The organism is Microbacterium sp. CR_7, from assembly GCF_041954755.1.
In the GTDB taxonomy this organism is placed as follows: Bacteria; Actinomycetota; Actinomycetes; order Actinomycetales; family Microbacteriaceae; genus Microbacterium.
The window spans coordinates 78355-101805 of sequence record NZ_JAVAYF010000006.1 but is presented as its reverse complement, the minus strand read 5'-3'; the positions used below and the strand labels follow the sequence as shown (position 1 = coordinate 101805).

Here is a 23451-nt window from a genome sequence, read left to right as displayed (position 1 = left end):
ACCGAACATTACGAAGCGGTTCGTGACACGGGTGCGCTCTCGGACAGCATGAAGGCATGACCTCCCTGCTGAACGCGCCTGCATCGTCGCGCGCTCCGGGGGCGCCCGGCGCCGCCGCATCCGTGCGACTGGACGCCGTCGAGCGCTCGTTCCCGCTCGCGCCCGGGCGGCGGGAAGTCCTGCGCGGCGTCGATGTCGACGTGGCCGCAGGGGAGATCGTCGCCGTCGTCGGCCCCTCAGGCTGCGGGAAGTCCACACTGCTGCGGCTGATCGGCGGACTCGACACTCCGAGCCGCGGCCGGATCGAGATCGGCGGCGCCGCCGTCGTCGACGCCGACGAGCGCACCGCGGTCGCCTTCCAGGAGCCGCGGCTACTGCCGTGGCGGACCCTCGCCCAGAACGTCGAACTCGGACTCCCTCGACGGACGCCCCGGCGTGAGGGCCGCGAACGTGTCGAAGAGCTGCTGCACCTCGTCGGCCTCGAGCACGCGGCAGGGCAACGCCCGCGCGAGGTGTCGGGAGGAATGGCCCAGCGTGCCTCCCTCGCGCGCGCTCTGGCACGGAACCCCAGCGTGCTGCTGCTCGACGAGCCGTTCGGCGCCCTCGACGCCCTGACCAGGCTGCGTATGCACGACCTGCTCCTGAAGATCCACGCCGCCGAGCCGACCACCGTCCTCCTCGTGACGCACGACGTCGAGGAGGCGCTCTACCTGGCTGATCGCGTGCTCCTGCTGCGCACCCTCACGAGCGACGCAGATGCCGCGGCTCCCTCGATCGCCCGAACTGTGACGGTTCCGGGCGCACGGCCCCGGGACCGCGCCGACCGCGGCCTCGCAGACCTCCGCGCCGAGCTCCTCGAAGGACTCGGCGTCGACACCCACCACCGCACGTCCCCCGAGGAGACCCGATGAGCACCATCACCCGCCGAATCATCCCTGCGATCGCGATCGCCGGGACCATGATGCTCGTCGCCACGGGCTGTGTGGCGGGGGAGGATGCCCCTGCCGACACCGCTGAGGCCGACACCGCGGCATCCGGCGAATGGTCGGCCGACACGATCTCGCTCGACTTCGCCACGTACAACCCGCTCAGCCTCGTGGTGAAGGACCAGGGGCTGCTCGAGGAGATCCTCGGCGACGAGGTCACCGTGGAATGGGTGCAGTCCGCCGGATCCAACAAGGCCAACGAGCTGCTGCGCTCCGGATCGATCGACGTCGGATCGACGGCGGGTTCGGCCGCCCTGCTCGCGCGCGCCAACGGCTCTCCGATCCAGGTCATCGACATCTACTCGCAGCCGGAGTGGGCGGCGATCGTCGTCGGGCCCGACAGCGACATCACCTCGGTCGAGGATCTCGCCGGCAAGTCCGTCGCGGCGACCAAGGGCACCGACCCCTACTTCTTCCTCCTGCAGGCGCTCGAAGAGGCAGGGCTGTCGATCGACGACGTCGAGGTGCAGAACCTGCAGCACGCCGACGGGCGCGCAGCCCTGGACGGTGGGTTGGTGGCCGCGTGGTCAGGACTCGACCCCATCATGGCCGCCGCCGAGGTCGAATCCGGTGACAAGCTGATCTATCGCAACGTCGACTTCAACTCCTACGGCTTCCTGAACGCCACCGAGGACTTCATCGAGAATCACGCGGACCTGGCGCAGGCGGTGGTCGACGCGTACGAGCAGGCCCGCGAGTGGGCGCTGGAGAATCCCGAGGAGACCGCTGCACTGCTCGCCGAGGTCGCGGGCATCGACCCCGCCGTCGCGACGACCGTGATCGAGGAGCGCTCGAACCTCGACGTGAGCGGCGTCCCCGGCGACGATCAGATCGCGGTTCTCGAGAAGATCGCTCCGGTGCTGGTGGACTCGGGCGACGTGCAGGGCGGCAAGGAGTCCGTCGACAACGCGCTCGACTCCCTCGTCAACGACACGTTCGCCAAGAAGGCGGTCGGCGGAGAGTGACCGACTTCGACCAGCGCGTGGTCGTGCCGGCAGACGCGCGCGACGCGCTCGATGCGGCGAAGGGGCGGTACCGCCCCTCCGACCGGCGAGCCCGCCGCGGGTGGGACCGCCCCGCGGTGCGCATCGCGGGGGGTCTGCTGCTGCCGATCCTGATCATCGCGGCGTGGCAGATCTCGACGACCAGCGGGATGGTCGAGCCCTATCGGCTGCCCACACCGGCATCCGTCTTCGCCGCGGGCGCCGAGCTCGCCGAGGGAGGCGCCCTGTACACGCACATCGCGATCTCCGTGCAGCGGGTGCTGCTGGGGTTCGCGATCGGCTCTGTCATCGGTCTCGCGGCCGCAGGCATCGTCGGGCTGTCGCGGCTCGGCGACATCCTGCTCAGCCCGACTCTCGCCGCCGTCCGCGCGGTGCCGTCGCTCGCCTGGGTGCCGCTGCTGATCCTGTGGATGCAGATCGGTGAGTCCTCGAAGGTCACACTCATCGCGATCGGCGCGTTCTTCCCCGTGTACACGACCGTCGCCTCGGCGCTCCGACACGTGGATCCGCAGCTCGTCGAGGCCGGCCGGTCGTTCAGCCTGCGGGGATGGTCGCTGTTCCGGACCGTGCAGCTCCCCGCCGTCGTGCCCTCCGTCGTCGCCGGTCTCCGCCTCGCGCTCGCTCAGGCCTGGCTCTTCCTCGTCGCAGCGGAGCTCATCGCCTCGTCGATGGGGCTGGGGTTCCTCCTCACCGACTCGCAGAGCAACGGGCGGGTCGACCGGATCATCCTGTCGATCATCCTGCTCGCGCTGCTCGGGACGATCACGAACGGCGTGCTCGCACTCGTCGAGAAGTACCTGCTGCGACGGTGGGCGTGACCGTGGACGAGGCGCGACTGGTCGAGCAGCGGACCTACCAGCCGTCGGCAGGATTCGCCGCCGCCGCGAACGTGGCGGCCGAGGCCTATGCGGAGGCGGAGACCGATCCGCTCGCGTTCTGGGAACGGGCCGCCCGCCGCCTGGAGTGGGTCCGCGCCTGGGACGCGCCACTCGACTGGCAGCCCCCCACGGCGGAAGCGGGGCCCTCCGCGCGTTGGTTCACCGGTGGTCGACTCAACGTCGCCTACAACTGCGTCGACCGGCACGTCGAGGCCGGGCGGGGCGACAAGGTCGCTCTGCATTTCGAGGGCGAGCCGGGCGACCGCACCGCGGTCACTTACGCCGACCTGCAGCGCCGGGTGGCGCAGGCCGCGAACGCGCTCATCGCCCTCGGCATCCAGGCGGGCGATCGCGTGGTGATCTACCTGCCCGTCCTCGTCGAGACCGTCGTCATCACCCTCGCGTGCGCGCGCATCGGCGCCGTTCATTCCCTCGTCTTCGGAGGGTTCTCCGCCGAGGCGGTGCGGTTCCGCCTCGCCGACACGGGCGCCAAGCTCCTCGTCACGAGCGACGGCCAGTTCCGCCGGGGCACGGCGACGGAGGTCAAGTCCACCGCGGACGTTGCGGCCGCCGACCTCCCCGACCTCGAGCACGTCCTCGTCCTGCGGCGCACCGGACAGGACGTGCCGTGGACCGACGGGCGCGACGTGTGGTGGCACGACGTGGTCGACAGCGCGTCGACCGACCACGTGGCGGAGGCGTTCGACTCCGAGCATCCGCTCTTCATCATCTACACCTCCGGCACGACCGGGAAGCCGAAGGGCCTCGTGCACACCTCGGGCGGCTACCTGACGCATGCGAGCTGGGCGCACTGGGCGCACTTCGACGCCAAGCCGGACGACGTGCACTGGTGCACGGCCGATCTCGCATGGGTGACGGCGCACACGTACGAGATCTACGGACCGCTGTCCAACGGCCTCACCCAGGTCATCTACGAGGGCACGCCGGACACCCCGCACCGCGAACGTCACCTCGAGGTCATCGAACGCTACGGGGTCACCGTCTACTACACGGCTCCCACGCTCATCCGGACCTTCATGACGTGGTTCGGAGCCGACCTCCCGGCGGGGCACGACCTCTCGACCCTGCGCCTTCTCGGCACGGTCGGCGAGGCGATCAACCCCGAGGCGTGGGTGTGGTTCCGTCGCAATTTCGGACGCGACGAGCTCCCGGTCGTCGACACCTGGTGGCAGTCGGAGACGGGCGCGGCCATGATCGCTCCGCTTCCCGGTGCGACCACGCTCAAGCCCGGCTCGGCGTCCGTCCCGCTCCCCGGCATCGACGCGACCGTCGTCGACGAGCACGGCGTCGAGGTCGCACCCGGCCGCTCGGGCACCCTGGTGGTGCGTCGGCCCTGGCCCGGGATGGCCAGGACCGTGTGGGGCGACCCCGCGCGGTACCGGTCCGCCTACTGGGCGGCGTACGCCGGACACGGCGATTGGGGTGGCTACTACGTCGCCGGAGACGGGGCGACGCGCGACGCCGACGGCTATATCTGGATCCTCGGACGCCTCGACGACGTCGTGAACGTCTCGGGACACCGCCTCTCCACGATCGAGATCGAGTCGGCCCTCGTTGCCCACGACACCGTGGGGGAGGCGGGCACCGCCGGCGTCTCCGACCCCGTGACCGGACAGGCCGTGGTCGCCTTCGTGACGCCGTCCGGCCGGTCCGAGGTCTCCCCGGTCGAGCTCCGCGGCGAGGTGGCGCGCGCCATCGGACCGGTCGCCAAGCCCAAGCACGTGGTCGTGGTGCCCGACCTGCCCAAGACCCGCTCCGGCAAGATCATGCGCCGCCTCCTCGCACAGCTGTGGGAGGCCGAGCAGGACCGACGAGCGGGCCGCGAGGCGCCGCCGCTCGGCGACACCACTTCTCTGCAGAACCCCTGGGCCGTCGACGACATCGCCGCCGTGCTCGCGAACGCCGAACTGAGGACAGCATGACGGAAGAACACCGCTTCGGATTCCGCACCAGAGCGCTCCACGCGGGAGGCACGCCCGACGCGTCGACCGGCGCGCGCGCCGTGCCGATCTACCAGACCACGTCGTTCGTGTTCGACGACGCCGCTGACGCCGGCAACCTGTTCGCTCTGCAGAAGTACGGGAACATCTACTCGCGCATCGGCAACCCCACGGTCGCTGCGCTGGAGGAGCGACTCGCCTCGCTCGAGGGCGGGATCGGCGCCGTCGCGACGGCATCCGGCATGAGCGCCGAGTTCATCACGTTCGCCGCGCTCGTGGGTGCCGGCGACCACGTCGTCGCGGCGGCCCAGCTGTACGGCGGCACGGTGACGCAGCTCGACGTGACCCTGCGGCGCTTCGGCGTCGACACGACGTTCGTCGCCTCGACCGATCCCGCGGACTATGCGGCCGCCATCCGTCCGGAGACGAAGGTCGTGTACGTGGAGATGATCGGCAACCCCTCCGGCGAGATCGCCGACATCGAGGGGCTCGCCGAGGTCGCCCATGCGGCGGGCGTCCCGCTCGTCGTCGACGCGACCCTGGCCACGCCGTACCTCGCGCGTCCGCTCGAGCACGGCGCCGACATCGTCATCCACTCGGTCACGAAGTTCCTGGGCGGGCATGGCACGACCCTCGGCGGCATCGTGATCGAGAAGGGCACGTTCGACTGGGGGAACGGCCGCTTCCCGCAGATGACCGAGCCTGTCGCCTCGTACGGCGGCATCAAGTGGTGGGACAACTTCGGGGAGTACGGGTTCCTGACGAAGCTGCGCACCGAACAGCTCCGCGACATCGGCCCGGCGCTGAGCCCGCAGGCCGCGTTCAACCTGCTGCAGGGCATCGAGACCCTGCCGCAGCGCATCGACGCCCACCTCGCGAACGCGAGGGTCGTCGCGGAATGGCTCGCCGCCGACCCGCGGGTCGCTTACGTGACCTGGGCGGGGCTCGAGGAGCATCCGCACCACGAGCGGGCCGCGAAGTACCTGCCGCTCGGCCCCGGATCGGTCTTCGCCTTCGGAGTGAAGGCCGACGACGGCCGCGTCGCGGGGGAGAGGCTCATCGAGAACCTGCAGCTCGCATCGCACCTCGCGAACATCGGCGACGCGAGGACCCTCGTGATCCACCCCGCATCGACGACGCACCGTCAGCTCACCGACGAGCAGCTGGTCGGAGCGGGCGTACGCTCGGACCTCATCCGCATCTCGGTCGGCCTCGAAGACGCCGAAGACATCATCTGGGACCTGGACCAGGCCCTCACGATCGCGACGGGGGAGAACCGATGAGCGACATGACCCCGGCGGGCGACAGCTGCGCCGTCCCCGCCCCGCAGGACGCGGCGGCCTGCGCGCTGCCCGGCACTGCACCCGAGGCCACCGGGCGCACCTGGATCGGTCCAGGACAGCAGGAGCGGTTCGCGATCCTCCGCCGCACGAAGTCCATCGCGATCGTCGGCGCGTCGAACAACCCGGCCCGCGCGTCGTATTTCGTCGCCACCTACCTTCTCTCGAGCACGCCGTACGACGTCTATCTGGTCAATCCGAGGGAGAAGGAGATCCTCGGGCAGCCGGTGTACTCGTCTCTCGCCGACCTGCCTGTCGTGCCCGACCTCGTCGACGTGTTCCGCCGTCACGAAGACCTGCCAGGCGTCGCTCAGGAGGCGATCGACGTGGGCGCGAAGGCGTTGTGGCTGCAGCTCGGGTCCTGGAACGAGGATGCCGCGGCGCTGGCGCAGGGCGCAGGTCTCTCCGTCGTGATGGACCGCTGCGTCAAGATCGAGCACGCGCGGTTCCACGGCGGGCTGCATCTCGCCGGCTTCGACACCGGTGTGATCAGCTCGCGGCGGCAGCTGCTGTCGCGCTGAGCCTCGACCAGCGAAGCCTAGACTGGCGGCATGCCTCTCATCGCGCTGACCGGCGGCATCGCCTCGGGCAAGTCGACCATCGCCCGCAGGCTCGCGGAGCACGGCGCGACGATCGTCGACGCGGATCAGATCGTCCGCGACGTGCAGGCGCCGGGGAGCCCGGTGCTGACGGAGATCGCCGACGTCTTCGGCGGCGAGGTGATCGCTCCTGACGGTTCGCTCGATCGAGCGGCTCTCGGTGCCCGGGTCTTCGCGGATGCCGACCTGCTCGCGCGGCTCAACGCCATCGTGCACCCCGCGGTGCGCGCCGAGTCGCAGCGGCGATTCGACGCGGCATCCGCTCAGGACCCCGAGGGGGTCGTGGTCTACGACGTGCCGCTCCTCGTCGAGGCCAGGGTCGACGACCCCTGGGACCTGGTCGTCGTAGCGCACGCCCCCGCCGACGTCCGCCTCGAACGGCTGGTCGAACTCCGAGGCATGGAGCGCAGAGCAGCGCAGAATCGCATCGATGCCCAGGTGTCGGACGAGCGGCGGCTGGCGATCGCCGACGACGTGATCGACACGTCCGGCACGCTCGAGGAGACCGTCGCGCAGACGGACGCCCTCTGGCAGCGGATCAGCGCGCGGTGAGCTTCACCGGTCACGCACCAGGCTCGTCCGCCTACCGCCGGTTGATCGTCGGGCTGTTCTTCGCGGGGATCGCGACCTTCGCCCAGCTGTATTCTCCGCAGGCCGTGCTGCCGCAGCTCGCGGCCGACCTCGAGGTGTCGCCGGCTACCGCGGCGCTCACGGTGTCGGCGGCGACGCTGGGGCTCGCTGCGGCGGTGATCCCGTGGTCGCTCGTCGCCGACCGCGTCGGCCGGGTGCAGGCCATGGCGATCGGGGTGATCGCGGCGACCGTGTTCGGACTGCTCGCCCCGCTGAGCTCCGCTCTGGAGATGCTGCTCCTGCTGAGGCTGCTGGAGGGCGTCGCGCTGGGAGCCATCCCCGCGGTCGCTCTGGCGTTCCTGAGCGAGGAGGTCACGGCGCGCAGTGCGGCGGCCGCCGCCGGCAGCTACATCGCCGGCACGACGGTGGGCGGACTCGCGGGACGCGTGCTGTCGGGGATCGTCGGCGAGCCGGCGGGCTGGCGAGCCGGACTGTGGACCGTCGCCGCCGTCTGCGTCGTCGCCGCCGTCCTGTTCCTCTGGCTCACCCCGAGAGCGCAGGGGTTCGTGCCCGGTCGGCTCCGGGCGGGAGGGGACGTCACAGGAGTCCTGGCTCGCCTGGTGACGCCGCTGCGATCAGGGGCCCAGCTCGCGCTCTACGCCCAGGGCTTCCTGCTCATGGGCGCCTTCGTGGCGGTCTACAACTACCTCGGCTTCCACCTCGCCGCTCCGCCGTTCGCGCTGCCGGCGTGGCTCGTGACACTACTGTTCCTCGCCTACCTCGCCGGCACCGTCTCGTCGCCGTGGGCGGGCGCGCTGGCCTCGCGGATCGGGCGGTATCCGGTGCTGCTCTGGGCGACGGCGCTGATGGCGGCCGGTGCGCTGACCATGCTGGCGGGGATCGCCTGGGTCGTCCTGATCGGGCTCCTGCTGTTCACCGCCGGGTTCTTCGCCGCGCATGCCGTCGCGTCGGGCTGGGCGCCTGTCGCGGCCGGTCCGGCGACGCGCGCGCAGGCCTCCTCGCTGTACTACTTCGGCTACTACGCGGGGTCGAGTCTGTTCGGCTGGGCGCTCGGCATCGTCTTCGGCTCCGCCGACTGGACGTGGTTCGTCGTCGCCGTCGTCGCGCTCTGCGCGGTCGCCGCCGGCCTCGCGTCCGCCGCACTGCGGGGGACGCCGGGAGCACGGCCCTTCGCCGACGCCGCCTGAGCGGAGCGGCGGCCTGCCCGCCGTGACCCCGATGTCGGTGGCCCGGCCTACGCTTGATGTATGCAGACCACCCGCAGCGTCCGACCGTTCGAGGTCATCAGCGAGTACGCCCCGGCCGGCGACCAGCCCCAGGCGATCGCGGAGCTCGCCTCGCGCATCAACGCCGGCGAGACCGACATCGTGCTGCTCGGCGCCACCGGTACGGGCAAGTCGGCGACCACGGCCTGGCTCGTCGAGCAGGTGCAGCGCCCGACGCTCGTCCTCGCCCACAACAAGACCCTCGCCGCTCAGCTGGCGAACGAGTTCCGCGAGCTCATGCCGAACAACGCGGTCGAGTACTTCGTCTCGTACTACGACTACTACCAACCAGAGGCGTACGTCCCGCAGACCGACACCTTCATCGAGAAGGACTCGTCGATCAACGCCGAGGTCGAGCGTCTCCGTCACTCGACGACCAACTCTCTGCTGAGCAGACGAGACGTCGTCGTCGTCTCGACCGTGTCGTGCATCTACGGACTCGGTGCGCCGGAGGAGTACCTGCGCGCCATGGTCGCGCTGCAGGTGGGGGAGCGATACGACCGCGATGCCCTCATCAGGCAGTTCATCGCGATGCAGTACAACCGCAACGACGTCGACTTCTCGCGGGGCAACTTCCGCGTGCGCGGCGACACGATCGAGATCATCCCGGTGTACGAGGAGCATGCGATCCGCATCGAGCTCTTCGGCGACGAGATCGAAGCCCTCTACTCGCTGCACCCGCTGACCGGAGAGGTGATCGAGAAGCTCGACTCCGTCCCGATCTTCCCTGCGTCGCACTACGTCGCGGGCACCGACGTGATCCAGCGCTCCATCGGCACGATCGAGCACGAGCTCGAAGAGCGTCTGGCCGAGTTCGAGCGCCAGGGCAAGCTCCTCGAAGCGCAGCGCCTGCGCATGCGAACCACGTTCGACCTCGAGATGCTGCAGCAGCTCGGCTTCTGCTCGGGCATCGAGAACTACTCGCGGCACATGGACGGTCGGATGCCGGGCGAGCCCCCGCACACGCTGCTGGACTTCTTCCCCGACGACTTCCTGCTGGTGATCGACGAGTCGCATGTGACCGTTCCGCAGATCGGCGCGATGTACGAGGGCGATGCCTCGCGCAAGCGCACGCTCGTCGACCACGGGTTCCGGCTGCCCAGCGCGATGGACAACCGGCCGCTGCGCTGGGACGAGTTCAAGAATCGCGTGGGACAGACCGTGTATCTGTCGGCCACACCGGGCAAGTACGAGATGGGTATCGCCGACGGGGTGGTGGAGCAGATCATCCGCCCGACCGGCCTCGTCGATCCGCACATCGTCGTCAAGCCGTCGAAGGGACAGATCGACGACCTGCTCGAAGAGATCCGGGTCCGTGTCGAACGTGACGAGCGCGTCCTCGTCACGACACTGACGAAGAAGATGGCGGAGGAGCTCACCGACTTCCTCGGTGAGCACGGGGTGCGGGTTCGCTACCTGCACTCCGATGTCGACACCCTGCGCCGCGTGGAACTCCTCAGCGAGCTGCGGGCGGGCGTCTACGACGTGCTGGTCGGCATCAACCTCCTCCGAGAGGGACTCGACCTGCCGGAGGTGTCGCTGGTGGCGATTCTCGACGCCGACAAGGAGGGCTTCCTCCGCTCGGGCACGTCGCTCATCCAGACGATCGGTCGTGCCGCGCGAAACGTGTCGGGTGAGGTCCACATGTACGCCGACAACATGACGGACTCGATGGCCAAGGCCATCGAGGAGACCGATCGACGTCGCGACAAGCAGATCGCCTACAACAAGGAACACGGCATCGATCCGCAGCCGCTGCGCAAGCGCATCGCCGACATCACCGAGGTCCTGGCCCGAGAGGGCGCAGACACGGCCGACATGCTGGCCGGGCGCGGCAAGGCGTCGGGCAAGGGCAAGTCCCCGACGCCCAACCTGCGTCGCACGGGCATCGCGGCCGAGGGAGCTCAGCAGCTCGAGGCGACGATCGAGGATCTGTCGAACCAGATGCTCGCCGCAGCCGCCGAGCTCAAGTTCGAGCTCGCGGGTCGTCTGCGCGACGAGGTGCAGGACCTGAAGAAGGAGCTGCGGGCCATGGAGCGTGCCGGGCACGCCTGAGCGGAAGGCGTCTGACGATGGATGCTGCGGGAGAAGAACTCGCCGACCGGGTGCGGGCGCTGCTGACGCTGGGCGGAGACGTCGAGGAGAAGCGGATGTTCGGCACCCGGGCGTTCCTCGTCGACGGCCACATCCTCGTCGGTGCGCGCTCGGCGGGAGTGCTTCTGGTCCGAGTGCACGAAGAGACCGGCGCGGCGCTGGTCGCCCGACCCGGCGTGACGACCGCGGTGATGGGTCCCCGCACGATGGGAACCGGCTGGCTCGACGTGGCACCCGAGGCGACGGCCGACGACGAGGCGCTCGCGTTCTGGCTGGACGTCGCGCGGGAGGACGCCGACCGACAGGAGTGATGGTCGCCCGCTCCCGACGACCGGTAGCGCCTGGCGCCCCGTGGAACCGGACGCTCAGGGGCGGATCGATCTCGCCTCTGAGCTCAGGGGCAGTGGACGAGGGTCTTCGGCCCGGATCGATCGATGACGTGAGTGCTCATCGGGGCACCGCACAACGGGCAGGCACGTTCGGCGCGCTCGGCCGCGCTGGGCGGTGGAGTCTTCTCGTACGGGCCGACCGAGGCCGGCCCGGCGAAGCGGATCAGGTTCGAGTTGACCCACGAGTAGAGACCGCCGGCGGCGCGGATGCGGTCGCGGAGGGGAGCACGCTCGGGGTTCGTCATGTTCCTTAGTGTACTAACTATTAGTGGTCTTGTATAGTGGCGGCATGGCGACCTCCGACGACCTCCTGCGACTCGAGAACCAACTGTGCTTCGCGCTGGTCACGGCGGCGCGCAACGTCGTCGCGATCTATCGACCGATCCTCGAACCGCTCGGTCTCACTCACCCGCAGTACCTCGTGATGCTCGCACTGTGGGAGCGCGCTCCGCGGTCGCTGAACGACCTCGCGTCGGACCTCGCACTCGAACCCGCGAGTGCATCGCCGCTCGTCAAGCGTCTCGAGGCCGACGGTCTCATCGCGCGACTGCGGAGCGCCCGGGACGAGCGTCGCCTCGACATCACGCTGACCGAGGCGGGGAGGGCGCTCCGTGAGCGCGCCCTCGATGTGCCGCGCCAGGTGATGGAGGCCGTCGGGATGGATGCCGCGGGGATCGCCGATCTGCGCGACGGTCTGGCGCCGTTCGCCGGGCGCCGGGTCGACGCCTGACCCGCAGCATCCTGCTGCGGCTTCTCGTCGTCTCCCTCGTTGCGATCGAGCGTGCTCGCCCCGGCAGCGTCCGGCTCACTCGTCGTCGGACCGGCTGCGGCGCTGACGGCTCTGAGGAGGGCGGAGGCGGAGTCTCGGCCGCTTCCCAGCCCCGTGGACCCCCTCGGCGGAGCCAATGTCCGTGGCCCCTCGTAGACTTGACCAGTGCCAATCGTCCCCGTCGCATCCCCAGGAAAACTCAGTGTTCGCGGTGCCCGCGTCCACAATCTGAAGAACGTCGACATCGACATCCCGCGTGATTCGCTCGTCGTGTTCACCGGCCTGTCCGGGTCGGGCAAGTCGAGCCTCGCGTTCGACACGATCTTCGCCGAGGGGCAGCGCCGCTACGTCGAATCGCTGAGCGCCTACGCGCGCCAGTTCCTCGGTCAGGTCGACCGTCCTGATGTCGATTTCATCGAGGGTCTGAGCCCCGCGGTGTCGATCGACCAGAAGTCGACGAACCGCAACCCGCGATCGACCGTCGGCACGATCACCGAGATCTACGACTACATGCGACTGCTCTGGGCGCGCATCGGCGTCCCGCACTGCCCCGAGTGCGGCGAGCGGATCCAGCGTCAGACCGTGCAGCAGATCGCCGATCAGCTCATGACGCTTCCCGAGCGCACGCGCTACCAGATCGTCGCCCCGATCGTCTCGCAGAAGAAGGGCGAGTTCGTCGACCTGTTCCGCGAGCTCGGCGCCAAGGGCTATTCGCGAGCCATCGTCGACGGCGACCTCATCCAGCTCGCGGAGCCGCCGACGCTGAAGAAGAGCTACAAGCACGACATCGCGGTGGTCGTCGACCGCCTCGTGGCCTCCGACGACATCCTGGGTCGCGTGACCGACTCGGTCGAGACCGCCCTCGGCCTCGCCGGCGGGGTCGTGCAGGTCAACTACGTCGACGAGGAGGGCGACGCCGCGTGGCAGTCGTTCTCCGAGAAGCTGGCGTGCCCCAACGGGCACCCGCTCAGCCTCACCGAGATCGAGCCCCGCACGTTCTCGTTCAACGCCCCGTTCGGCGCCTGCCCGGCCTGCTCGGGTCTCGGCACTCGGATGTCGGTGGACGTCGATCTGATGCTCGGCGACGAGGAGCTCTCGATCCGCGAGGGCGCGATCATCCCCTGGACCACCCAGGGCAAGGGACTGTTCCAGTACTACGAGCGCCTGCTCGAGGGGCTCGCCGCCGACCTCAACTTCTCGCTCGACACCCCGTGGCAGGACCTCAGGGTCGACGTGCAGGATGCGATCCTCCGCGGCGACAACTACAAGGTGACCGTCAAGTGGAAGAACCGCTACGGCCGCGAGATGCGCTATGCGTCGGGGTTCGAGGGCGTCGTGCCGTATATCGAGCGGCAGTACGCCCAGGCCGAGTCCGACACGCAGCGAGCCCGCTGGGGGGAGTACCTCCGGGAAGTCCCGTGTCCGGTCTGCAACGGCGACCGCCTCAAGCCCGAGGTGCTCGCGGTGCAGGTGCACGGGCACTCGATCGCCGAGGTCTCGCACCTGAGCCTCGCCGACGCCCGCGCCTTCATGGAGACCCTCACGCTCACCGACCGCGAAGCGAAGATCGCGGCGCAGGTGCTCCGTGAGATCCGTCTGCGTCTCGACTTCCTGCTGCAAGTGGGCCTGTCGTACCTGAACCTCAGCCGTTCGGCAGGGTCTCTCTCGGGCGGCGAGGCGCAGCGCATCCGCCTCGCCACGCAGATCGGCTCCGGCCTCACCGGAGTGCTGTATGTGCTCGACGAGCCGTCGATCGGTCTGCACCAGCGAGACAACCGCCGGCTCATCAACACACTCCTCAAGCTCCGCGACCTCGGGAACACCCTCATCGTCGTCGAGCACGACGAAGAGACGATCGAGGCCGCCGACTGGGTCGTCGACATCGGCCCCGGTGCCGGTGTGAACGGCGGCGCGGTCGTGCATTCGGGTCCGTATTCGGCGCTGCTGAGCGAGTCGGATTCGATGACGGGCGAGTACCTGTCGGGTGCCCGCGAGATCCCGACGCCGACGAAGCGCCGCAAGATCGACAAGAAGCGCAAGGTCAGCGTCGTCGGGGCGCGGGAGAACAACCTTAAGAACGTGAGCGTGGACTTCCCGCTCGGAGTGCTCACCGCCGTCACCGGCGTGAGCGGCTCGGGCAAGTCGTCCCTCGTGAACGACATCCTCTACCAGGTGCTCGCCTCGCGACTCAACGGCGCGCGGACGGTTCCGGGCAAGCACACGCGGGTCTCCGGACTCGACAACCTCGACAAGGTCGTGCACGTCGACCAGGCGCCGATCGGTCGCACCCCGCGATCGAACCCGGCCACCTACACCGGCGTGTTCGACCGGATCCGGTCGCTGTTCAGCGAGACGCCCGAGGCGAAGGTGCGGGGTTACCAGCCCGGCCGTTTCAGCTTCAACGTCAAGGGCGGTCGCTGCGAGGCGTGCTCCGGCGACGGCACCATCAAGATCGAGATGAACTTCCTGCCCGACGTGTACGTCGACTGCGAGGTCTGCCACGGCAGGCGGTACAACCGCGACACCCTGGCGGTGCACTACAAGGGCAAGAACATCGCCGAGGTCCTCGAGATGCCGATCGCGGAGGCCGCGGAGTTCTTCGAGCCGATCCAGGCGATCCACCGCTACATGAAGACGCTCGTCGACGTCGGCCTCGGGTACGTCCGGCTCGGGCAGTCGGCCACGACGCTCTCCGGCGGCGAGGCGCAGCGCGTGAAGCTCGCCACCGAGCTCCAGCGCCGCAGCAACGGACGCAGCATCTACGTGCTCGACGAGCCGACCACCGGTCTGCACTTCGAAGACGTCCGGAAGCTGCTCGAGGTGCTGAACGGACTCGTCGACAAGGGCAACACCGTGATCGTGATCGAGCACAATCTCGATGTGATCAAGTCGGCCGACTGGGTGATCGATCTCGGGCCGGAAGGCGGTTCAGGTGGTGGCGAGATCCTCGCGACCGGCACTCCTGAGCAGATCGCTCGCGTCGCGGAGAGCCACACCGGGCAGTTCCTCGCCGAGATCCTGGATGAGGGGCGCTCTGCGCGGAAGGCCAGCTGATGGCCGACGTCCTCCCGTACAAGCCGAGGACCGGTGAGATCCCCACCGATCCCGGCGTGTACCGCTTCCGCGACGCCGATGGGCGTGTGCTGTACGTGGGCAAGGCGAAGAACCTGCGCCAGCGGCTGTCGAACTACTTCGCTCCGCTGCGCACTCTGCACGAGCGCACTCGACGGATGGTCACGACTGCGGCCTCGGTCGAGTGGACGGTCGTGCCGACCGACGTCGACTCGCTGCAGCTCGAGTACATGTGGATCAAGGAGTTCGACCCGCCCTTCAACGTGCGCTACCGCGACGACAAGTCGTACCCGTTCATGGCGGTGACGCTCGGCGATGAGGCTCCGCGCGTGATCGTGACGCGAAACCGCAAGATCCCCGGCGCGCGGTACTTCGGCCCTTATCCGAAGGTCTGGGCGGTGCACGAGACCATCGACCTGATGATCAAGGCGTTCCCGATCAGGACCTGCAGCGACGCGAGCTACAAGCGCGCCATGCAGACGGGGCGGCCGTGCTTCCCCGGGCAGATCGGCAAGTGCGGCGGACCCTGCTCGATGACGGTCACGATCGAGGAGCACCGGGCGATGGTCGACGACTTCGTCGCCTTCATGGCCGGTGGTGACGAGCGGTTCACCCGTGATCTGCGGAAGCGGATGCTGGCGGCGTCGGCCGCGATGGATTACGAGGCAGCCGCGAAGTTCCGCGACAAGCTCTCGGCCATCGAAGCCGTCCTGGGCAAGAGCGCCCTCGTGCTCGCCGCCGACGAAGACGCCGACCTGTTCGGCATCGCGGAAGACGAGCTCGCGGCAGCAGTGCAGCACTTCGTGATCCGCGGCGGACGCGTGCGCGGTGTGCGGGCGCTGACGATCGAGAAGGAGATCGACATCTCCTCGGCCGACCTCGTCGACCAGGTCCTGCAGCGCGCGTACGGCGATGCACAGGACGTGCCGCGTCGCATCCTGGTACCGACACTGCCCGACGATGCAGCCGAACTCGAGGAGTGGCTCCGCGAGCGACGGGGGAGGAAGGTCGAGATCGCCGTCGCCCAGCGCGGGCAGCGGGCCGACCTCATGCGCACCGCGACGATCAATGCGCAGCAGGCGCTCATCAGGCACAAGACCCGCCGCACGAGCGACTACGTCGCCCGCACCCAGGCGCTGACCGATCTGCAGGAGGCCCTCGGCATGTCCGAGGCCCCGCTGCGCATCGAGTGCTTCGACATCTCGCACCTCGGCGGCACCAACGTCGTCGCCTCGATGGTGGTGTTCGAAGACGGTCTGCCGCGGAAAGACCAGTACCGTTCTTTCAACATCGCGGAGACGACCGACGACACCGACTCCATGTACCAGGTGCTCACCCGCCGCCTCGCCTACCTCGACAAGCCAGACGAGACCGAGGTCATCGACCCGACGACCGACGAGATCGTGGGGGAGGACGTCGGCGAGGCCACGGTCAAGCGGCGGCCGCGATTCGCCTACCCGCCGCAGCTTCTGCTCGTCGACGGCGGCCAGCCTCAGGTCGAGGCCGCGGCGCGCGCTCTGCGCGACTCGGGTCACACCGAGATCGCCGTCTGCGGCATCGCCAAGCGGCTCGAGGAGATCTGGCTGCCCGGCGACGACTTCCCCGTGATCCTCCCTCGCACCAGTGAGGCCCTGTACCTTTTGCAGCGGCTCCGCGACGAGGCACACCGCTTCGCGATCACGCATCAGCGCAAGCGCCGCAAGAACGACATCACCACTGTGCTCGCCGAAGTCCCCGGGCTCGGAGCCTCGCGGATCAAGGTCCTGCTCAAGCACTTCGGCTCGGTCACCGCGCTCCGCGCGGCAGCTCCCGGCGAGATCGAACAGGTGCAGGGCATCGGCCCCGTCCTGGCCCAGAACATCCACACCCATCTCGCCACCCGGTAGTCCCGTTCTCGCTAGGCTGGAAGCGGCGGGGAGAAGGGGTAATGATGACTGACGGGGACAAGGGCGAGTTCCTCATCGTCACGGGCATGTCTGGCGCCGGTCGGACGACCGTCGCCAACGCTCTGGAGGACCTGGGCTGGTACGTGGTCGACAACCTGCCGCCGCAGATCCTGCGGCCGCTGCTCGACCTCACCGACATGGGCGGCAACGCGCTTCCCAAGGTCGCGGCTGTGGTCGACGTGCGCGGCCGCAACCTCTTCGACGACTTCCCCGGTGTCGCCAGGGCGCTTCGTTCGCGCGGCTCCGTGCGCGTGCTGTTCCTCGACGCCTCCGACGACGTTCTCGTGCGACGATTCGAGTCGGTGCGGCGGCCGCACCCGCTCCAGGAGGACGGGACGCTGCTCGACGGCATCCGCGGCGAACGGTCGCGTCTCGCCCCGATCCGCGAAGCCGCCGACATCGTGATCGACACCTCGGCGCTCAACATCCACCAGCTGGCCACCCAGGTCTCCGAGCTGTTCGCCGAGGAGGGGGCGCCTCGGCACCGCCTGACGCTCATGAGCTTCGGTTTCAAGTACGGACTCCCGACCGACGTCGACCTCGTCGCCGATATGCGCTTCCTCCCGAACCCGTTCTGGAACGAGGAGCTGCGCGGACTGACGGGGAAGGACGAAGAGGTCAGGGACTTCGTGCTGTCGCGAGAGGGAGCCGCCGAGTTCCTCGACGCGTACACGGCCGCGCTGACCCCCGTGCTCGAGGGGTATCAGCGCGAGAACAAGAGCCATTCGACGGTGGCTGTGGGCTGCACCGGAGGCAAGCACCGCTCGGTCGCGATGGTGGAGGAGCTGGCGCGTCGGCTCGCGGCGGTGCCGGGCGTGGCCGTCAACGTCCGTCACCGCGACCTCGGCAGGGAATAGCAGGCGCCTCCGCCGGAGTAGGCTGGAGGTTTGCGTCGCGATCCGGCGCGTGAGCGTAGAGGAGTGTCGTGGCACTAACCACCGACGTCAAGGCTGAGCTGGTCAGCATCCGCAATGCACCCCCCACGGTGCGTGTCGCGGAGGTCACATCGATCCTGCGGTTCGCCGGCGGGCTGCATTCGATCGCCGGACGGGTCGCCGTCGAGGCGGAGGTGGATGCCGAAGTGCTGGCGCAGCGCGTCGCGCGCGACCTCGCAGAGATCTACGGCGTCCGTCCCGAGATCGCCCAGGTTCAGTCGAGCACCGCGAACGACGGCGCCCGATGGGCCGTGCGTGTGATCGCCGCGGGGGAGACCCTCGCTCGGCAGACCGGCCTGCTCGACCAGCGCCGCCGCCCCGTTCGGGGCCTGCCCAATCGCCTCACCACCGGCTCGCGTGCCGAGGTCGCCGGTCTCTGGCGTGGCGCCTTCCTCGCCGCGGGAACCCTCAGCGAGCCCGGCCGCTCGGCCATGCTCGAGATCGCCTGCCCGTCGTCCGAGGCCGCGATGGCACTGGTCGGCGCCGCGCACCGGCTCGGGGTCGCTGCCAAGGCCCGTGAGGTCCGCGGCATGCCGCGCGTCGTGGTCCGCGAGGGCGAGGCCATCCGCACCATCCTCGCTGAGATGGGTGCTCAGAAGACCGCCGTCGCGTGGGAGGAGATGCGTCAGCGTCGCGAGGTCCGCGCCGGCGTCAACCGTCTCGTGAACTTCGACGACGCGAACCTGCGTCGCTCCGCCCAGGCTGCCGTCGCCGCGTGCGCCCGCGTCGAGCGCGCGCTCGAGATCCTCGCCGACGAGGTGCCCGACCACCTCCGGGTCGCCGGAGAGCTGCGCCTCGCCCACCGCGACGCGAGCCTCGACGAGCTCGGTCACCACGCCGACCCGCCCATGACGAAGGATGCCGTGGCCGGCCGCATCCGCCGCCTCCTCGCGATGGCGGACAAGCGCGCCCAGCAGGAGGGCATCCCCGGTACCGAGGCCGCCGTTCCCGCCGGCCTCGACGTCTGACCCGAGTCCGAGAGACGAGAGGCGACCCCTGTCAAGGGGTCGCCTCTCTTCGTCATACGGCGGAAGGATCAGGGGTGACGATGTGTTGTCCTCACTAGGATGAGTTACGTCTGCTCCGCACCGCATTCGGCAGCGCGGAGGATCGGCAAGCGCCGCGGCGCGGCGCGGATTGGATGAAAGCGATATGGCGACCTACACGCTCCCCGACCTTCCCTACGACTTCGCAGCACTGGAGCCGCACATCAGCGGCAAGATCATGGAGCTGCACCACGACAAGCACCACGCCACCTACGTCGCCGGCGCGAACACCGCGCTCGAGCAGCTCGCCGAAGCCCGCGAGAGCGGCAACCTGGCGAACGTGAACAAGCTCGAGAAGGACCTCGCGTTCAACCTCGGCGGTCACGTCAACCACTCCATCTTCTGGACGAACCTGTCGCCGAACGGCGGCGGCCAGCCCGAGGGCGAGCTGAAGGCTGCCATCGACGAGTACTTCGGCTCGTTCGAGAAGTTCCAGGCCCACTTCACCGCTGCTGCCACCGGAATCCAGGGCTCCGGCTGGGCCGTGCTCAGCTGGGACTCGATCGGCCAGCGCCTGATCATCCAGCAGCTGTTCGACCAGCAGTCGAACACCGCGCAGGGCACCATCCCGCTGTTCCAGCTCGACATGTGGGAGCACGCCTTCTACCTCGACTACCTCAACGTGAAGGCCGACTACGTCAAGGCCGCGTGGAACATCGCCAACTGGGAGAACGTGGCACAGCGCCTCGACGTCGCCCGTCAGCAGACGAACGGCCTGCTGGTACTGTCGTAATCGGGTCGCGTCCCGGCGGGCCTGGTCTCGTCGGGACGCCATCTCAGCCAAAAACCCCCGCGCACCGCGCACGCACGAATGCTGCGCACAGCGCACGAGAAACAGGGAGACCTGAGTGTCTGTCAAGATCGGTATCAACGGCTTCGGCCGCATCGGACGCAACTACTTCCGCGCGGCTCTCGCGCAGGGCGCTGACCTCGAGATCGTCGCGGTCAACGACCTCACCGACAACAAGACCCTGGCGCACCTGCTGAAGTACGACTCGGTCGGCGGCGTCCTCGACGCCGAGATCAGCTACGACGACGAGAGCATCACGGTCAACGGCAAGCAGATCAAGGCGTTCGCCGAGCGCGACCCTGCCAACCTCCCGTGGGGTGAGCTGGGTGTCGACATCGTCATCGAGTCGACCGGCTTCTTCACCAAGGCCGAGGCCGCGAAGAAGCACATCGACGCAGGCGCCAAGAAGGTCCTGATCTCGGCTCCGGGCACCGGTGTCGACGGCACGTTCGTCATGGGCGTGAACGAGGACACGTACAACCCCGAGACCGACCACATCATCTCCAACGCGTCCTGCACGACGAACTGCCTCGCGCCGCTCGCGAAGGTGTTCAACGACGCGTTCGGCATCGACCGCGGCTTCATGATGACCGCGCACGCCTACACCGCCGACCAGAACCTGCAGGACGGACCGCACAGCGACCTGCGCCGTGCCCGCGCCGCGGCGATCAACATCACCCCCGCATCGACCGGTGCCGCCAAGGCCATCGGCGAGGTCCTCCCGGAGCTCAACGGCAAGCTCAGCGGCTCGTCGTACCGCGTTCCGGTCCCCACGGGCTCGATCGTCGACCTCACCCTGATCACCGACCGCGAGAACCTCACGGTCGACGAGGTCAACGAGGCGTACAAGAAGGCTGCGGCCGACGGTCGCCTCGCCGGGTACCTGCAGTACAACGCCGACCCGATCGTGTCGAGCGACATCGTGCACAACCCGCACTCCTCGATCTTCGACTCGACGCTGACCAACGTCAGCGGCAACCTGGTCAAGGTCTCCAGCTGGTACGACAACGAGTGGGGCTACTCCAACCGTCTCGTCGACCTCACCGAGTACGTGGCCGAGCGTCTCTGAGACATCTCCCATGACTCTGCGCACCCTGGATTCACTGGGTTCGCTCGAGGGCAAGCGCGTCATCGTCCGTTGTGATCTCAACGTCCCCCTGCGGGACGGGGTCATAACGGACGATGGCCGTGTACGCGCCTCGCTGCCGACCCTCAACGCCCTCATCAACGCGGGCGCCCGCGTCGTCGTGTGCTCGCACCTCGGTCGTCCCGATGGCGCACCCAACCCGCAGTACAGCCTCGAGCCGGTTGCGCAGCGACTGTCCGAGCTGCTCGGCAAGCCGGTCGCGTTCGCCCGTGACACGGTGGGGGAGTCGGCTCACGAGGCCGTCTCCTCGCTGGAGGACGGCGGCGTCGTCGTCATCGAGAACCTGCGCTTCAACCCGGGGGAGACCTCGAAGGACGACGAGGAGCGCGGTGCGTTCGCCGCGCAGCTCGCAGAGCTGGGTGACGTGCTCGTCTCCGACGGGTTCGGCGTGGTGCACCGCAAGCAGGCCAGCGTGTACGACCTCGCTGAGCGAATCCCTTCGGCCGCCGGACTGCTGATCGCCGCCGAGCTCGACGTGCTCGACCGCCTGACCGAGAATCCCGAGCGCCCCTACGCCGTCGTCCTCGGCGGCTCGAAGGTCAGCGACAAGCTCGGTGTAATCTCGCACCTCCTCCCGCGCGTCGACCGCATCCTCGTCGGCGGCGGGATGCTGTTCACCTTCCTGAAGGCGCAGGGCCACGCCGTGGCATCCAGCCTCCTGGAAGATGACCAGCTCGAGACCGTCCGCGGCTACATCGCCGAGGCCGAGGAGCGGGGCGTCGAGCTCGTTCTCCCGACGGACGTCGTCGTGGCGTCCGCGTTCTCGGCCGACGCCGACCACGAGGTCGCCGCGGCCGACGCGATCGAGGACACCGCGTTCGGCGGCTCGGGCATCGGCCTCGACATCGGACCGGAGACGGCGGCGCGCTTCGCCGAGGTCATCCGCAGCTCGAAGACCGTGTTCTGGAACGGCCCGATGGGCGTGTTCGAGTTCCCGGCATTCGCCGCGGGTACCAAGGCCGTCGCGCAGGCGCTCACCGAGGTCGACGGCCTCAGCGTCGTCGGCGGCGGCGACTCGGCTGCAGCTGTGCGTCAGCTCGGCTTCGACGACGACCGCTTCGGTCACATCTCGACGGGCGGCGGCGCCAGCCTCGAGTTCCTCGAGGGCAAGAAACTACCCGGCCTGGAGGTGCTCGGATGGCAGTGAACAGCCGTACCCCGCTGATCGCGGGCAACTGGAAGATGAACCTCGACCACCTGCAGGCGGTCGCGTTCGTGCAGAAGCTGCACTGGACGCTGAAGGACGCGAAGCACGAGGACGGCTCTGTCGAGGTCGCGGTGTTCCCGCCCTTCACCGACATCCGCAGCGTGCAGACGCTCATCGACGCGGACAAGATCCCGTTCGCACTCGGAGCCCAGGATCTGTCCGCGCACGACTCCGGTGCCTACACCGGCGAGGTGTCGGGCGCGTTCCTGTCGAAGCTCGACGCGAAGTACGTCATCATCGGCCACTCGGAGCGCCGTGAGTACCACGCCGAGTCCGACGAGGTCGTGGCGGCGAAGACGAAGGCGGCCCTGAAGCACGGTCTCGTGCCGGTCATCTGCGTGGGGGAGACCTCGGAGGACCTCGAGAAGTTCGGCGCGAGCGCGGTTCCGGCCGGCCAGCTGGAGAAGGCCCTGCAGGGGCTCTCGAAGGACGCCGACATCGTCGTGGCCTACGAGCCCGTGTGGGCCATCGGCTCCGGTCAGGCGGCCACGCCGCAGCAGGCGCAGGACGTCTGTGCTGCGCTGCGCGGCGTGATCGCGAGCGTGCTCGGCGACGACGCGGCGGCGCGTACGCGCATCCTCTACGGCGGGTCCGTGAAGGCGGCGAACATCGCCAGCTTCATGCGCGAACCGGACGTCGACGGCGCTCTCGTCGGAGGCGCGAGCCTCGTCGTCGACGAGTTCGCGGCGATCATCCGCTTCGAGAAGCACGTCGGAGTGTGAGCGAGTGCGGCGGGGCTCCGGCCCCGCCGCACCGTATACTTGACCGTTACGGGGGCAGTCGTGCCCCAGCGAAAGGCTCTTCCTCGTGGAAATTCTCGAGTTCGTCCTGCAGGTCGTGCTGGGTATCACCAGCGTCCTGCTGACCCTCCTCATCCTGCTCCACAAGGGGCGCGGCGGCGGCCTGTCCGACATGTTCGGCGGCGGCATGTCGACGGCGGTCGGCTCCTCCGGCCTCGCCGAGCGCAATCTCAACCGCTTCACCGTGATCCTCGCTCTCGCGTGGTTCGTGGCGATCGTCGCGCTCGGACTCATCACGAAGTTCGAGGTGATCTGATGGCCACCGGTGGCAACGCGATCCGCGGAACCCGCGTGGGTTCCGGACCGATGGGCGAGCAGGACCACGGTTACCACGCCGACCGTATCGCCGTGTCCTATTGGGACGGTCTCGGCAACGAGACGGTCCGCTACTTCGCGGCGGGTCTCCCCGAAGAGGAGATCCCCGAGATCATCGATCACCCGCAGTCCGGGCTTCCGGCCGGACGCGACAAGGAGAACCCGCCGGCTCTCGCGAAGACCGAGCCCTACAAGACGCATCTCGCCTACGTGAAGGAGCGTCGCACCGACGAGGAGGCCGTCCAGCTCCTCGAAGACGCCCTCGCGCAGCTGCGCGAGCGTCGGGGGCAGTGACCCCCTTCTGACTGGCACTGAGG

General features: G+C 68.9%; 22 protein-coding genes. 21 read left to right on the top strand and 1 reads right to left on the bottom strand.

Annotated features, from left to right (window positions below; translation table 11 throughout):
• Positions 1-56: 56 nt before the first annotated feature.
• From RAC81_RS14310 to RAC81_RS14265, 10 genes are read left to right on the top strand one after another with little or no spacing between them, the layout of a single operon-like run.
• Complete coding sequence (locus RAC81_RS14310; protein ID WP_375082983.1) at positions 57-911, top strand: ABC transporter ATP-binding protein; 855 nt, start codon at positions 57-59, stop codon at positions 909-911.
• Positions 908-1951 carry an aliphatic sulfonate ABC transporter substrate-binding protein gene (locus tag RAC81_RS14305; protein WP_375082982.1) on the top strand — a complete coding sequence of 348 codons (1044 nt, stop codon included), beginning with the start codon at positions 908-910 and terminating at the stop codon, positions 1949-1951. The genes RAC81_RS14310 and RAC81_RS14305 overlap by 4 nt, the downstream gene beginning before the upstream one ends.
• The gene (locus RAC81_RS14300; protein WP_375082981.1) at positions 1948-2808 is read left to right on the top strand and encodes an ABC transporter permease; all 861 of its coding nucleotides are present in this window, start codon (positions 1948-1950) and stop codon (positions 2806-2808) included. The genes RAC81_RS14305 and RAC81_RS14300 overlap by 4 nt, the downstream gene beginning before the upstream one ends.
• Positions 2799-4811, top strand: coding sequence for an acetate--CoA ligase (acs, locus tag RAC81_RS14295; RefSeq protein ID WP_375082980.1), 2013 nt, complete (start codon positions 2799-2801; stop codon positions 4809-4811). Before RAC81_RS14300 ends, acs begins: the two co-directional genes overlap by 10 nt.
• Entirely contained in the window at positions 4808-6112 is a 1305-nt protein-coding gene (locus RAC81_RS14290; RefSeq protein WP_375082979.1) for an O-acetylhomoserine aminocarboxypropyltransferase/cysteine synthase family protein, read from the top strand. The genes acs and RAC81_RS14290 overlap by 4 nt, the downstream gene beginning before the upstream one ends.
• The gene (locus RAC81_RS14285) at positions 6109-6690 is read left to right on the top strand and encodes a CoA-binding protein (protein WP_375082978.1); all 582 of its coding nucleotides are present in this window, start codon (positions 6109-6111) and stop codon (positions 6688-6690) included. Before RAC81_RS14290 ends, RAC81_RS14285 begins: the two co-directional genes overlap by 4 nt.
• Before the next feature lie 30 nt (positions 6691-6720).
• The gene (coaE, locus tag RAC81_RS14280; protein WP_375082977.1) at positions 6721-7320 is read left to right on the top strand and encodes a dephospho-CoA kinase; all 600 of its coding nucleotides are present in this window, start codon (positions 6721-6723) and stop codon (positions 7318-7320) included.
• Positions 7317-8546: an MFS transporter gene (locus tag RAC81_RS14275; protein WP_375082976.1), complete on the top strand. Its 1230-nt coding sequence runs from the start codon at positions 7317-7319 to the stop codon at positions 8544-8546. Before coaE ends, RAC81_RS14275 begins: the two co-directional genes overlap by 4 nt.
• Positions 8547-8606: 60 nt before the next feature.
• A complete protein-coding gene (uvrB, locus tag RAC81_RS14270; RefSeq protein ID WP_341934109.1) occupies positions 8607-10679 on the top strand; it encodes an excinuclease ABC subunit UvrB in 2073 nt (690 codons plus the stop codon).
• 17 nt (positions 10680-10696) lie between these two features.
• Positions 10697-11029, top strand: a complete 333-nt coding sequence (locus RAC81_RS14265; RefSeq protein ID WP_375082975.1) for a TfoX/Sxy family protein — start codon at positions 10697-10699, stop codon at positions 11027-11029.
• Positions 11030-11112: 83 nt separating this feature from the next.
• On the opposite strand, the gene RAC81_RS14260 is transcribed toward RAC81_RS14265, so the two are convergent.
• Positions 11113-11352, bottom strand: a complete 240-nt coding sequence (locus RAC81_RS14260) for a hypothetical protein (protein ID WP_251588766.1) — start codon at positions 11350-11352, stop codon at positions 11113-11115.
• Between the two features lie 44 nt (positions 11353-11396).
• Here RAC81_RS14260 and RAC81_RS14255 point away from each other — a divergent pair, with 44 nt between their 5' ends.
• From RAC81_RS14255 to RAC81_RS14205, 11 genes are all read left to right on the top strand, one after another.
• Positions 11397-11837 (top strand): MarR family winged helix-turn-helix transcriptional regulator, encoded by a 441-nt coding sequence (locus RAC81_RS14255; RefSeq protein ID WP_375082974.1) that lies wholly within the window; start codon positions 11397-11399, stop codon positions 11835-11837.
• A gap of 204 nt (positions 11838-12041) precedes the next feature.
• Entirely contained in the window at positions 12042-14930 is a 2889-nt protein-coding gene (gene uvrA / locus RAC81_RS14250; RefSeq protein ID WP_375082973.1) for an excinuclease ABC subunit UvrA, read from the top strand.
• The gene (gene uvrC / locus RAC81_RS14245; RefSeq protein ID WP_341934119.1) at positions 14930-16834 is read left to right on the top strand and encodes an excinuclease ABC subunit UvrC; all 1905 of its coding nucleotides are present in this window, start codon (positions 14930-14932) and stop codon (positions 16832-16834) included. Before uvrA ends, uvrC begins: the two co-directional genes overlap by 1 nt.
• Positions 16835-16878: 44 nt before the next feature.
• Positions 16879-17751, top strand: coding sequence for an RNase adapter RapZ (gene rapZ, locus RAC81_RS14240; protein WP_375082972.1), 873 nt, complete (start codon positions 16879-16881; stop codon positions 17749-17751).
• Between the two features lie 68 nt (positions 17752-17819).
• Entirely contained in the window at positions 17820-18797 is a 978-nt protein-coding gene (whiA, locus tag RAC81_RS14235; protein WP_096715625.1) for a DNA-binding protein WhiA, read from the top strand.
• A gap of 184 nt (positions 18798-18981) precedes the next feature.
• Complete coding sequence (locus tag RAC81_RS14230) at positions 18982-19608, top strand: superoxide dismutase (protein ID WP_096715624.1); 627 nt, start codon at positions 18982-18984, stop codon at positions 19606-19608.
• A gap of 115 nt (positions 19609-19723) precedes the next feature.
• Positions 19724-20734 (top strand): type I glyceraldehyde-3-phosphate dehydrogenase, encoded by a 1011-nt coding sequence (gap, locus tag RAC81_RS14225; RefSeq protein WP_375082971.1) that lies wholly within the window; start codon positions 19724-19726, stop codon positions 20732-20734.
• Between the two features lie 10 nt (positions 20735-20744).
• Positions 20745-21959 (top strand): phosphoglycerate kinase, encoded by a 1215-nt coding sequence (locus RAC81_RS14220; protein ID WP_375082970.1) that lies wholly within the window; start codon positions 20745-20747, stop codon positions 21957-21959.
• Positions 21950-22741: a triose-phosphate isomerase gene (gene tpiA, locus RAC81_RS14215; protein ID WP_341934123.1), complete on the top strand. Its 792-nt coding sequence runs from the start codon at positions 21950-21952 to the stop codon at positions 22739-22741. Before RAC81_RS14220 ends, tpiA begins: the two co-directional genes overlap by 10 nt.
• Positions 22742-22826: 85 nt before the next feature.
• Positions 22827-23075, top strand: coding sequence for a preprotein translocase subunit SecG (secG, locus tag RAC81_RS14210; protein WP_050723792.1), 249 nt, complete (start codon positions 22827-22829; stop codon positions 23073-23075).
• Positions 23075-23428, top strand: coding sequence for an RNA polymerase-binding protein RbpA (locus tag RAC81_RS14205; RefSeq protein ID WP_096715619.1), 354 nt, complete (start codon positions 23075-23077; stop codon positions 23426-23428). Before secG ends, RAC81_RS14205 begins: the two co-directional genes overlap by 1 nt.
• Positions 23429-23451 lie beyond the last annotated feature (23 nt).